13 protein-coding genes are annotated in these 11,607 nt (G+C 63.2%); 6 read left to right on the top strand and 7 right to left on the bottom strand.

Annotation, left to right across the window (positions count from 1 at the left end; all coding sequences use genetic code 11):
• Positions 1-93: 93 nt before the first annotated feature.
• The gene (locus EV641_RS30130; RefSeq protein WP_277874497.1) at positions 94-465 is read right to left on the bottom strand and encodes a transposase; all 372 of its coding nucleotides are present in this window, start codon (positions 463-465) and stop codon (positions 94-96) included.
• Positions 466-548: 83 nt separating this feature from the next.
• On the bottom strand, positions 549-872 hold the full coding sequence (locus EV641_RS12225; RefSeq protein ID WP_132472010.1) for a transposase: 324 nt from the start codon (positions 870-872) through the stop codon (positions 549-551).
• Between the two features lie 200 nt (positions 873-1,072).
• Between EV641_RS12225 and EV641_RS30125 the strand changes: the two genes are divergently transcribed.
• On the top strand, positions 1,073-1,195 hold the full coding sequence (locus EV641_RS30125) for a hypothetical protein (protein ID WP_277874492.1): 123 nt from the start codon (positions 1,073-1,075) through the stop codon (positions 1,193-1,195).
• Positions 1,196-1,276: 81 nt separating this feature from the next.
• On the opposite strand, the gene EV641_RS29225 is transcribed toward EV641_RS30125, so the two are convergent.
• The 3 genes from EV641_RS29225 to EV641_RS12215 all read right to left on the bottom strand — a co-directional run bounded on the left by EV641_RS29225 (position 1,277) and on the right by EV641_RS12215 (position 2,999).
• Positions 1,277-1,450: a hypothetical protein gene (locus EV641_RS29225; RefSeq protein WP_158289157.1), complete on the bottom strand. Its 174-nt coding sequence runs from the start codon at positions 1,448-1,450 to the stop codon at positions 1,277-1,279.
• On the bottom strand, positions 1,447-1,740 hold the full coding sequence (locus EV641_RS29220; protein ID WP_158289156.1) for a hypothetical protein: 294 nt from the start codon (positions 1,738-1,740) through the stop codon (positions 1,447-1,449). Before EV641_RS29220 ends, EV641_RS29225 begins: the two co-directional genes overlap by 4 nt.
• A gap of 1,028 nt (positions 1,741-2,768) precedes the next feature.
• Positions 2,769-2,999 (bottom strand): hypothetical protein, encoded by a 231-nt coding sequence (locus EV641_RS12215; RefSeq protein WP_132472008.1) that lies wholly within the window; start codon positions 2,997-2,999, stop codon positions 2,769-2,771.
• A 100-nt stretch (positions 3,000-3,099) separates the two neighbouring features.
• On the opposite strand from EV641_RS12215, the gene EV641_RS12210 reads away from it, so the two are divergent.
• From EV641_RS12210 to EV641_RS12200, 3 genes are all read left to right on the top strand, one after another.
• Complete coding sequence (locus EV641_RS12210; RefSeq protein ID WP_132472007.1) at positions 3,100-3,615, top strand: hypothetical protein; 516 nt, start codon at positions 3,100-3,102, stop codon at positions 3,613-3,615.
• A 1,113-nt stretch (positions 3,616-4,728) separates the two neighbouring features.
• Positions 4,729-5,814: a reverse transcriptase domain-containing protein gene (locus EV641_RS12205; protein WP_241997131.1), complete on the top strand. Its 1,086-nt coding sequence runs from the start codon at positions 4,729-4,731 to the stop codon at positions 5,812-5,814.
• 172 nt (positions 5,815-5,986) lie between these two features.
• Entirely contained in the window at positions 5,987-6,646 is a 660-nt protein-coding gene (locus EV641_RS12200; protein ID WP_241997129.1) for a hypothetical protein, read from the top strand.
• A 21-nt stretch (positions 6,647-6,667) separates the two neighbouring features.
• Here the strand turns inward: EV641_RS12200 and EV641_RS12195 are convergent, their stop codons facing one another.
• On the bottom strand, positions 6,668-7,231 hold the full coding sequence (locus EV641_RS12195) for a hypothetical protein (RefSeq protein WP_132472006.1): 564 nt from the start codon (positions 7,229-7,231) through the stop codon (positions 6,668-6,670).
• A 708-nt stretch (positions 7,232-7,939) separates the two neighbouring features.
• Between EV641_RS12195 and EV641_RS29465 the strand changes: the two genes are divergently transcribed.
• Positions 7,940-8,491, top strand: coding sequence for a hypothetical protein (locus EV641_RS29465; RefSeq protein WP_199233228.1), 552 nt, complete (start codon positions 7,940-7,942; stop codon positions 8,489-8,491).
• A gap of 66 nt (positions 8,492-8,557) precedes the next feature.
• Here the strand turns inward: EV641_RS29465 and EV641_RS12185 are convergent, their stop codons facing one another.
• On the bottom strand, positions 8,558-9,133 hold the full coding sequence (locus tag EV641_RS12185; RefSeq protein ID WP_132472005.1) for a transposase: 576 nt from the start codon (positions 9,131-9,133) through the stop codon (positions 8,558-8,560).
• A 140-nt stretch (positions 9,134-9,273) separates the two neighbouring features.
• Here EV641_RS12185 and EV641_RS12180 point away from each other — a divergent pair, with 140 nt between their 5' ends.
• Positions 9,274-11,511, top strand: a complete 2,238-nt coding sequence (locus EV641_RS12180) for a hypothetical protein (RefSeq protein WP_158289155.1) — start codon at positions 9,274-9,276, stop codon at positions 11,509-11,511.
• Positions 11,512-11,607 lie beyond the last annotated feature (96 nt).

Here is an 11,607-nt window from a genome sequence, read left to right as displayed (position 1 = left end):
AGCTCACCGCTTCAGACTGCGCCCGGATCGGTGAAATCTCAGTGACCACCTGCCGGTCGCTTCCTCGTGTCGGATCGGATTCCGACCCTCCCATTAGGTGATGTCGGTGAACCACGCCGCATCGAGACGGCCCTGGTCGAAGCACCGCTCGACCAGGTCCGGCGGGAACGACGCCTGCGGATCGACCACCGTGGTCTTGACCTTGAACGTGCGTGGACTGATACCTTCGATCCCCGCCGACGCCATGATCTTGGCCACCGTCTTCTTCGTCACCACCTCACCGCGTGCCCGCAGCTCGGCGGTCACCCGCGGTGACCCGTACGTTCCCCTCGATTCCCGGTGGATATCGACGATCTTGACTTCGAGATCGGCTCGCCGTTGCTGCCGCGGCGTCGCCACCACCGAAGCCCTGCGTGTGACGTGCTGGTAATAGCCGGACGTGGACACTTTCAGTAGTCTCGCCATCCGCCTGATCGAAAACCGTGCACCTTCCGGTGCGGCAGTGCCGGCGGTGTCCTCGATGTTCTCGGGGCAGGCGTACTTCACCATCAGATCGAACCGGGTCGATTCTTCTGCATCGCGGCAAAGTACGCCGAAGCTTTTACCAAGAACTGGTTGTCCTTCTCGAGTTCGCTTACGTGCCTTCGTAATCGGAGTAACTCGGCACGTTCGGCAGCGTCGAGTGGTTTTTCTCCCTGGGCGTCGGCGGCGGCGATCCTGCGCCGCTCGACTTTGACCCATTCACCCAGCAGGCTCTCGTTCAAGCCCAGTTCGCGGGCGACCTCCGCGATGGTGCGTCCGGAATCGATCACTCGATGGGCAGCCTCGACCTTGTACTCGGCTGTGAACGACCGGCGTTTACGAGGGGGCATACGGACATCCTTCCAGCGGGAACGGTGTCCCGCCAATTCGGTGTCCACATTCCGGGGTGAACCTCAAATGCATGTGAGCATTTCCACCGATCGACTAGCTCGTATGAATGATATAACGTGCTCCCACAGGATAGTGCCCCCGACGACGACGGCGATCGCGTACCGCCGTACCGGCAGCCGACGAACCCTGTAGTCACGAATTGCTGACCTCCACTCTCGAGGCGGTGTGCGTGCGCTTCTCCCAGTGGATGAGCGAGATCGGAATCCGGTACGAGAACAGGGAAGAGAGCGAGGAATGCTACTGGGACCATCAGACCTACTAGGCGCACATTAGGTGTCCCACACCACCACCGCCGAGGTGACTTGCACCATCCGCGGATTCCGGCCGGACGTCGAGGAGCGCGCTATCCACGCGCCCGGTACTTCAGGCACCGCACCCCATGCTGGTCCCCCCACGACTTGGCCTGGGCCGTGTATCCACTGACGGAGAAGAAGATCGCGTCCTTACCCTCGGCATGGGCGATTCCGCTGAGACGCTGAACCTCGCGCAAGGGAACCTTCGCCGCTTGGAACTTCACCTGAGCAATCGCCGGGCTGACGTGACGTCGATACCTCCGTCCGCTCCCGGCGGAGTCTTGTGCGCGTCCGGATAACCGTTGTTGCGCATCCAGTGCTCCGCGAAGTCCTCCGCGTCCTGCCACGTGCGCAACGGCCGCCCGGGCGTCCGTCGTGGCGGGGCCTCGGTCCGCGGTGCAGATCGCCTGGCCTGGGCCAGCGCTCGCGACGTCACCGAGTCCCGCGCCTCGTCGGTCTCCGGGAACACCAACTCGCCCGGATCGAACCCGTCGGCCGCCTCGATCGCCGGCACGCGCCCGCACCCCTGCCCTGTTCTGAGCCTCCTCGCCCATACCCACTCCTGACCGCTCGCTGCCGCAGGGACCGGGTCACGGTTGCCTGCTCACCGGAAATGTAGCTGCCGCCAGCCCGGATCTGTTGCCGGAGCAGTACCATCGGGCGATCGCCCGCCCGAAGGCGGACCCGAGGGCCGGTCCGGTAGACGGCGCTACGACCTCCTGAGAATCGACTTTGCGTGAGCGAAGTTCTCGGCCAGCGTCTGCTCACCTCGGCCGCCGTCACGTGCGCGATGACGCGCGGGCCAGTAGGTACATCACGATCGTCAGCACGCAGTCCGCGATCTCGAGGTGCCCGAGAGTGAGCCGCTTCCACGCCCCTGACGGGTCACACCGCCCTGCAACATCACCACTTCCAGCCGTGGCAGCGACTCGGGTCGTCACCCGGTTTCACCACCGGCTCGGCCCCCACAGGCCCTCCTCGCCGCGCCACATGTCCCGGCACTCAGTCCAGCGCCGCGTGCAGGGCCTCGCCGACGCCCGACTCCGCCTTCTCCAGCTCAATCACCCTTGCGATCCCGTCCACATCGAGCCGGACTGCCGTCACAGTCTTGGCCATCGTCAACCCTGTTCTCCGCTGTCGTCAGTGGCCATCATCCATGCCGGTTAAACTCCCTTCCGGCGTGACACACTTAACAATGTTAATTTGTATTGTTTGACCACCGTGAGACGTGTCGTTTCCGCAACTCACAGCAGTAATCGACGCACGGCCGCGCGGTCGCCGGCGCTGCGCCACCCCACCCGTGGACATGCCATCTGCACAGTTCAAGGCATGTTTTCGACCCCGCTCTCTCGGGGAGTGCGGGGCCGGGAAGACATCGAATCTGCATCAGGGTGACGGACGCTCGGCTCGACACCCTGCGCCGGTCCGGGCGAGCTCGACGGTCGCAATCGCCGCGCGCGGCGGCGGGACGTGTCATCGATGCTGTTCAGAGCAGGCCCTGAGGTTCGGTCCGGGTCGGTGAGCAGCAGCCGGTAGCGAGCATCAGCAACTGGACGGGTGTGCGCAGTTCGTGCCGGGGATTGCGGCCGCCATGTCGGTTATGAGGTGGTCGGTGGCGGGTAGCCGCAGGTACTCGCCGAGGATCTCGGCCTCCACTCCGAACGAAGGTCCGAAGGCGACCGCCGCCGCATACGGTGACGGATACTCGTGCAGCCGGTCGAGCGCGGTTTGCAGCGCTCGTTCGCGGACGTCGGAAGGGTACGGCTTCGACATGTGCTCACAATCGGTACCAGGGCTGTATGGCACGCCTCGCTTGCGGCCCAGCCGATGCTGGACATCTGACCCGAACACTATGCAGTAGAGGAGATTTTCTGTGAACGGCCTGGAATGGGTGGGCGTGGTGATGCAGCTGTCGGGCTTGCTGCTGGCCGGGTATGGCTTGTTCGTTACGTGGCGCGATGCTGCCGGAGAGTCCCGCTTCTGGCCGGAATGGGTACGGCGACGGTTTCGATGGTTGCCGGCCAGTTGGCGGAGACCACCCATCGTGCGGACGATCTCGGCCAGCGACACGTTCGGCGGGCGTGCATCTGCGCTGGTGGAGGTGGTGCCGGATCCGACACAACCGGTGGACCTCCGCGTCCTCGCCCTCGAACAGAACTTGAATCACCTCCGCAAGGCTCTGTACGAGGTGGGGGAAACGCTGCATGATCACGGGGAGAAGATCGAGAGCGTACGGAAACGGGGAGAGCGGGACCTGGCGGGCGCTCTCGCGGAGTTGCGGGTCACGCAGAGCGCGGGGGCGGTCCTTCAGTTGCGACCCGCCGTGTGGGGGCTCTTCGTTTCGGCGGCAGGACTGGTTGTCCAGGTCATCGGGGTAAACCTGAACTGATTACGTCGAGATGGGCTGAGTACGACGGAACGGGGCGCACACGGGTCTGTAGCGGGCCTCTGATCACACAGAACCCTCAGAGGAGTGAAACTGTCCGGAAAGGGGTCAGTTTTCAGGTTCTGGCCCATTTTCCGTTTGCGCCGTGAGGCGCTGTGATTCGAGTGGAGGTGAGAGACCTTCACCGCCGGCCTGTCGTAGCAGGTCGGTGGAGCTGAGGGCAGCCTGATCCGGGTGATGCCGGAGAGGGTGGGAGCAGCCCTGACAACGCCGGGACGTGGCCAGCACTGCCAGATGGCGCGGGTCCGGCAAGCGAGACGGAGAGGAGTACGCGAGGAACCAGCGCTGTTACGTCCCTCAATGGGCCACCTGCTCGAACCTGGCGGATCAGGGCAGGACGCGGTGCGCACCCGTCGAGATCGGCGGGGAACTCCTGGGTTGGTTTACGAAAGTCGGCCGGGAGGCCACGAGGAAGGTCTACGGCGTACTCGTGGCGATGCCGCAGGGACACAGTTGGGCTCCTCCTTCGTCGAGCGAATCACAGTGAACACGGGAACCGCCCGTCACGGCTCCCGGCCTTGCGGGCAGCCGGCTCGCCGGGCCGGGATAGACGCATCGACCGTCGAACGTGTCGGGTGGGGCGGAGCCGCCGTAGTAGTCCGAGGCCGGGAAAGCCGGTCACATGGCGAAGGGCGGCAGCGGTTTCGAGAAAGGCGGAGACTGTAATGCCGAAAGATGCGCCACCGAACGGTGACGCCACTTCGGAGGCGGACCCGATGGGACCGCGCCGACGGGTATCGGAGATACAGGCCAAACTTCACCATTGGGCGGTGGCCGATCCCGGCCGCCGGTTCGGCGACCTGTTCAATCTTGTGCACGACCCAGCGACGCTGATCGTGGCGTTCGACCGGGTCGCGGGCAACCGTGGAGCAAAGACTCCCGGCGTGGACGGCATGACCGTCGCCGACGTCGAGGAATATGTCGGGGCTCCGGGGTTTCTGAATGACCTACGAACCAGCCTGAAGGATGGTTCGTTTCGGCCGTTACCGGTGCGGGAGAGAACGATTCCCAAGCCGGGTGGGTCGGGGAAGGTGCGCCGCCTCTTCGATACCGACGGTGGCAGACCGGGTTGTTCAGGCCGCGCTCAAGTTGGTGCTGGAACCGATCTTCGAGGCCGACTTCAAGCCGGTCTCGTTCGGGTTCCGGCCCAACCGGCGGGCGCAGGACGCGGTAGCCGAGATCCATTACTACGGCACCCGCGGTTACCGCTGGGTGCTGGATGCGGACATCGAGGCGTGCTTCGATCGGATCGAGCATGTCGCATTGATGGATCGTGTCCGGTTGCGGATCAAGGACAAACGGGTCCTGGCGCTGGTCAAGGCGTTCCTCAAGGCCGGGTTTCTCACCGAACTCGGCGATCGACGGGACACCACGACCGGCACGCCCCAGGGTGGCATCCTGTCGCCGTTGTTGGCCAACATCGCGCCCCGTGTGCTCGACGAGCATGTGATGGCGCCGTGGAAGCCGGGCGGCACGATGTCCACCGAGGGCAAGCGGGCATACCGTCGCCGCAAGGGGTCACCGACGTGGCGGCTCATCCGCTATGCCGATGACTTTGTCGTCCTCGTCCATGGGACCGAAGACGACACGAAGGCGATGCGTGAACAGGTCGGCGAGGTTCTCGCACCGATGGGTCTGCGGCTCTCGCCGGAGAAAACCCGGGTGCGACACCTCAGCGACGGGGTCGATTTCTTGGGATTCCACATCCGGTGGCGTCGCAAGCGAGGCTCGGACAAGTGGTTCGTCTACACCTTCATCGGCGACCGGCCCATCCGGTCGTTGAAGGGGAAAGTCCGTGCCCGGACCCATCGGCAGTCGCAGTTGAGTCTGGAGTACGTGATCGTGCGGCTCAACCAGATTCTGCGCGGCTGGTCCAACTACTTCAAGCATGCCGTGGCAAAAGACCGGTTCACCGCGCTGCAACACTTTGTGTGGCAGCGGGTGATTCGGATGCTGCAGACCCGGCATCGCTGGGGGTGGAAAGATATTCGTCGCCGATACACCACCCGTGATGGGCGGTGGTTGCCTATCACGGCGGCGGACGGGACCGTGTTGTTCGACATGGCCAGCGTGGCGGTCACCCGTTATCGATGGCGAGGCAACACGATCCCCAACCGATGGACGACCCTGCGGACAGTCTGATGGCAGAGACCGTGGAGAGCCCGTTGCGTTGAGAGGCGCACGGCGGGTTCGGCGAGAGGTCCGGGGAAACGGAGTGGGAGCAATCCCGTCACCGCGCCCCGGGCCTACTCAGCGACAGCGGTGCGGTGTCGCGAAGGCCGGATACTTACCAGGTTGTGCCACAGTAGAGCTCATGTCGATCTGGTGTCCCGGAGACACGGAGCAGTTGACCTGGCGTTTCAGGGTGGTCGGCAACGCCGTCGACTTCTACGACAAGCCTGGGGCAGAGCTCGACGTCCCGGACGCGTGGATCGACGCGGTCGTCGCCACCGGGCGCCATCTGCGGTGCCTGCGCTACGGCCGCGATGTCGACCCCGACCGACTGATCTGGGAGCTGTCCATCAGCCCTACCTACGCCGTCACGATCGGCTGGCACGGCACTGCGGGCATCAGTGGATTCGGTCTGTGCCGGGGACTGTCGATGAACACCTCATTCGTCGAAGCAGCGGTCTGGGTCGCCGATACCGCCCAGACCGAACTGGCCGGCTACGACTTCGTGCAGTGGCCCTCGCGCGGGCGTCACCTGCTGCGGCCGCGACAGGTTGACGGAGCGCCTGTCTGGATCGACCTCCACGGCGACCGGTGGTGTCGCCGATCGGCGAATTGTGCAGCAACGCCTCGTCTTGGGCGAGCTGAACGGCTGATCGCTCTGCCCGGTCAACCGTCACTGGGCGAGCAGGATGCGTTTGCGGAGCAGTGCGCACCGCATCATGGTCGGTGTCCAGCCCTCGGACGAAGCGGTGCAGATGCGGCAGGTCATCGGCGCGAACCGCGGCCATCCACACAGTCATGATCGCCGAGCTTGGCTGCGGGTTCACGATCCGCCTGTCACCGAGCCGTCGGATCCGTCCATCGAGCTCGGAATGTTCTCCGGGGTGCCGCATTCGGGCATCTCCCACAGTTGCGCGGGTTCGAGAACGCTGCCGTCGTCGGGCCACAATCGCAGCCTCCACACATCCCCGGGGGTGGTCGAACCGGGCCAACCGTAGTTGACGAAACCACGGCCGGAAACCTCCACCACATACTCGCCGTGCGGCACCGCGACGGTGACCGGTTCGGTGGTCGGGGACGACAGGCTCAGCACACCAGGCGCGTCGATCTCGAGGTGATCTTCGCTGACCTGCTGCCACTGCGAACGGTCGCCAGCGGGGCGGCAGTCGAAGACCTGCACGTTCACGCTCATCTCGAAGTTGTTCTGGTGCGGACACACCACCACGACCATGGTTCCGTCACCGGCACTGGGCTGCTGCTCCTGGGCCTGGTCGAGCAGCTCCATCTCGTTGTCGATGTCCCCGAGCCCACCGTCGAGACAGAACTGTCCGTAGTCCATCGCCAGCACCACCGTCGACTCCAGAATCGGGCTCGTCTGTGCGTTCATGGCGTGATCTTGACACGCCTGTCCGACAACAGCCTCCTCGACCGCATGGGTCCCTGGCCGGTCGAGGAGGCCCGGCCGGTCAGACTTATCCGGAACACTGCGAATGGAGTGCATGGACCTGACCGACCCTGAATACGCACTGGCATGGCCACGCGAAGTATTCGTCGCCGAGGCAACCGCCATGATGAAAGCTGAACGGGAACGTACATCGTTCCGCGCCAACTACGAGCTTCTCCTCGAAGATGAGGTTCCCCCGCTTTCCGGAGACTTCCGAACCAGGTTTGATCGTAAGAGCGGAATGACGGCGTGGATCGAAGTCCTCACAGCACTCACCGACGGCCCGACCCTGCCGATATACGGCACCATCCGCGAGATGCGCACCGACAAGCAACCCGAACAGGTGTCGTTCGCATGGGCCGGCCCTCGTCCCCTGCACGTCATCGCCGGGGACGGCTGCCGCATCTGGCGCCACGGCAGCCGGCTGCGGGTCGAGCACGAGGACGGCCGCCTGATCTTCGTCACCGATGGCATCTCCGCCTGGGATTTCACCGCCGAGGCGCAACGTCCCCGCACCGGCTCGACCGACCGCGTCCACTACCTGGGTCGTAACCAATTCCTCGTGCGACCGCGCACCGCCGCAGACTGGGCCGGAGACGACTTCACCCGCCCCACCGGCGAGGTGGACGAAACCGAGTTCGCCGGCCGACGGTGCTGGACGATCGAACTCGCTCCCCCGCCGCGCAAGCCGTACCCGTTGCGGATCTGGGTGGACAGCGAGTCCGAACAGATGCTCGGCTTCCGCTCCGAACCGCCGGACAAGGCGCACAATTCACCGATCTCGTGGTGGGCGGCGCGTGCGACGAGGAGTTGTTCACGTGGAACGGCCCCGTCTACACGCCCGAAGAGTACGAGCAGATGCTCACCGATCAACGTGTGGCACGCGAGCACGAGCAGAAGTCATGGTTCGAGCAGACCGTCACCGCGAACCCGGTCACCACTCGGGTACTGGTGGAGTTCACGCCCGAATCCGTACCGTTCCGCGACCCGGTTACCGGTGAGTTCGATGAGTTCAACAGCCAGACGTCGCTCTCACGACGTCGACGTCGTGACGACCGATGGTTGCCGCGGTGGGGCGGAGTGCACTACCTCTGGTCGACCCCAGAGTGGGATTGGGCCGCCGCCACTCTCGGTCCGGCCCTCGACGACGCCGTGCACCAGCTGCAACACGCACTGCATCCCGGTGAACCGGTCGAGCGTTAACAACGCATCGACCCACCCGCCCGGAGACCCGATCGCCCGAAACGACAAGGCCGCAACGGAACCACATCATGAATGCTCGCCGCGAACTCGCCACACCGCTGGCTTGTCGGCAGCACCAGGGAAGGATGAAGCTATGAGCGGCGAAGTTCTCCATGACGGCTTGTGGATCGACGCTATCCGCACGCCAACTCTTCTCGACGTTGCCGTGCAGGATTCAATTGCGTTGCTGTCATTGTTTTTATGTGCTTGTAGTATCCCGAGACCGAGACATCCATCAAGGTTGCCATCCGGGTGATCGCTGTGCTGGCGCACTCCGCGGCCATCAACGCATACTTCTCTACCGTTGATGGTGGGCGGCGAAGTACGCCGAGGCTTTTTCAGGAAGGCGATGTCTTTCTCCTGCTCGGAGACATGCCGGCGCAACCGGGTCAACTCGTCACGCTCAGCAGCTGTCAGTGGTTCATCGCCTTCGCGGTGTGCTGCCTCGAGTCGGCGCCTCTCGTGGGCGACCCAGCGGCCGAGCAGACCCTCGTTGAGGCCGAGGTCGCGGGCGACCTCGGCGATCGATCGGCCGGAATCGATCACTCGATGCGCAGCATCGACCTTGTATTCGGTCGTGAACGACCGATGCTTCCGCGACATGTGAACATCCTCCCAGCGGGCACCTGCTCCCGCTATCTCGGTGTCCACTACTCAGGGGGAACCTCAGGCCATCGTCGGTATCAGCAGATATGGTCAGCAGCACCATTGAACCGAAAAGTGACAGAAGAATAGGAATCGAAGTGCCGGAGAAGTCGACTGCTTTGTACCGCGGCCGCGTTTCGGTTCGGCCATGGAGGGTGGGTGTCCTAGTCGATGTCGACGACGCAGACCAGGTCATTCATGCAATTACACAACTGTCGGAGGTCTGGGGCGGGCTCTACATGCCAATCCTCGACATGAACGCAGACCCAGACCCCCTGCGCGCTGCGATCCGGGTGTTCGACGTTGACGATGTCTACGCAGAGAATCCTCCAGAAGAACTGGAAGAGTTCCTTCGCAGCAGCCATTACAGGTGGAGGAGCCTCGGCAAATTCGGCCCCTTCGCAGAGGAAAGCCGGTTCAGAGAAGGGATCCTCCCCGCACGCGCCCTGGCAACGTCCGGTGAGATTGGAGCATTCCCGTGGTCAGGACCAAGCGATCCGGCCCTCGCAGTAGCTGCATATTTGGGACGGAGATCCCCATCAGATGAACCGGCGGCACCGAGACCAATCCTCGATACAACGCGACTAATCAACCTGAATACACACTACGGGCGACCTGCACCGCGAGGCTTTGTAGTCATGCGGGACGGGAACGCCCGTGACACCATCTGGTTCTGGAATTGCCGAGTCGTCTCCAACGCCGTATACCCGCTCTTAGCGGACGCAGAAGACTTCAACACCGCAGTTCTCGCTGATGCCATTGACGTGAAGATCTTCACCCCATTCTCTCCAGGAAAATCCCTTGAGACACCACCGTTGTGCATACCCGTGTGGGGCTACGACGACCTGACGCCAGCTGAGCAACAGCGCCTGCAGTCGTGGGCTGAGGAACGACACGTCCAATTGGCACCCAACTCACGCGGTGACGCCCTGGCCGGAACTTGGTTCCCAGGCTTCTCACGGATCGCTTCGACCAAGTTCCGAGTAGAAACCCGGCCCTCAGCGCGACTGATTTCAGTCGACCTGCCGCGTCTCCCACTCCATGACCCGTCGGATGACTTTCCCGGGGTCGTCGCTGCGGAAGTCGAATTTCATGAAGCGTCAGGAGTAGACCCTCGATTGACTGTTGCGATTCCTCCCTATCGACGGCACGCAGCGCTTATCGATCGGCCTGGATATGGTGCCGACCAGGTACGCATCTCGGCGGTCGGGCCAGTGTTCGGAGTACAAGCAGCTCTGGAAGATCTCTCAGTACCGAACGCCTATCAGCTTGAGGTGATGCAGCTACTCTTCGACGACGAGAAAGCCGTAGTCGGTCAGTCCGACGAAGGCAAGTTCCAGACGCGCGCCGCCGAGCTCTTCGGCGGGCCGCTGACATCGCATCTCGCTCAGCCAGGAGTTCGAGCAGCGATCCAAGAGTCCGGCGCAAAGACTACCGGTATTAGGTGGCAGCAGCTCACGAATGTCATCCTCTCTCAACGCGGGGAGTGGCCAGACTCTCTTCGCGCGTTCCACCAGACACCGCGGCAGTACGCCGAGCGCCAGGCCCATCTGCTCCTGAGTTCCGGCATGTTGGTTCCGCATCTGCAGATTCAATGTCACGAGTGCCGGATCGACCTTCGGCTCGCACCCGAACAACTTGCCACCACAATCCAATGCGAATTTTGCGGCTCCGACGTCCGACTTGCCCTCGCGCTCGCCTTGACCAAGCCGGAATGGAAGTATCGGCTCGCTGGGCATCTCTCCGAGTCTCGAGTAAAGGCATTCCTACCGGCAATGGCTGTATCCTCAGTGCTCGGCAGCATGTATCGCCTCGAGGGACCTCCAGCCGTCCACGTCTTCGGCCTGGAGATACAACTATCAAATCACGGCCAGGTCGAGGTCGACATAGCGACGATCATGCATGAAGACCGCTGGATAGTCCTCCTGGGTGAGGTCAAAAATCACAATCCGATCGACTCGAACGACGTAAAGAACCTCTTTGCCCTCTGCGGAGCACTTTCCCGCAAGGAGATTCCCGCGATACCTCTGTTCGCTACGTTCAAGGCTACGTTCTCCGCCGAAGAGCGGGACGTTATTCGTACGGCAATGGACGCAGAACCACGCTCTATATCACTCCACGGCCGGCAAGTGCCGCTGACTCCCTTACTTCTAACACACCGAGATATGTCTCTTCCGCACTACCATGAGGATCACCCACATCGGTGGTTCAAGCCGGGAAGCGGAACAGGAATCGTCGGGATTGCACTCGAATCGAACAAACGAAACCTCGGCCTGTTGAACGTCACCTGGCCAGAAGATACGGATGGGCAGCCGCGGTTTGAGTGGGAATTATGAGTCCTGTAGTCAACAGTCGGCGACAACGTCGAACACAACCGCGCCGCCAGGCCACGCAGTGGTCGGTGGCATATGACAGCCACACGCCGAGCTGCC

Source organism: Rhodococcus sp. SMB37 (assembly GCF_004345605.1).
In the GTDB taxonomy this organism is placed as follows: domain Bacteria; phylum Actinomycetota; class Actinomycetes; order Mycobacteriales; family Mycobacteriaceae; genus Rhodococcus.
This window is presented reverse-complemented; position numbering and strand designations above follow the sequence as displayed.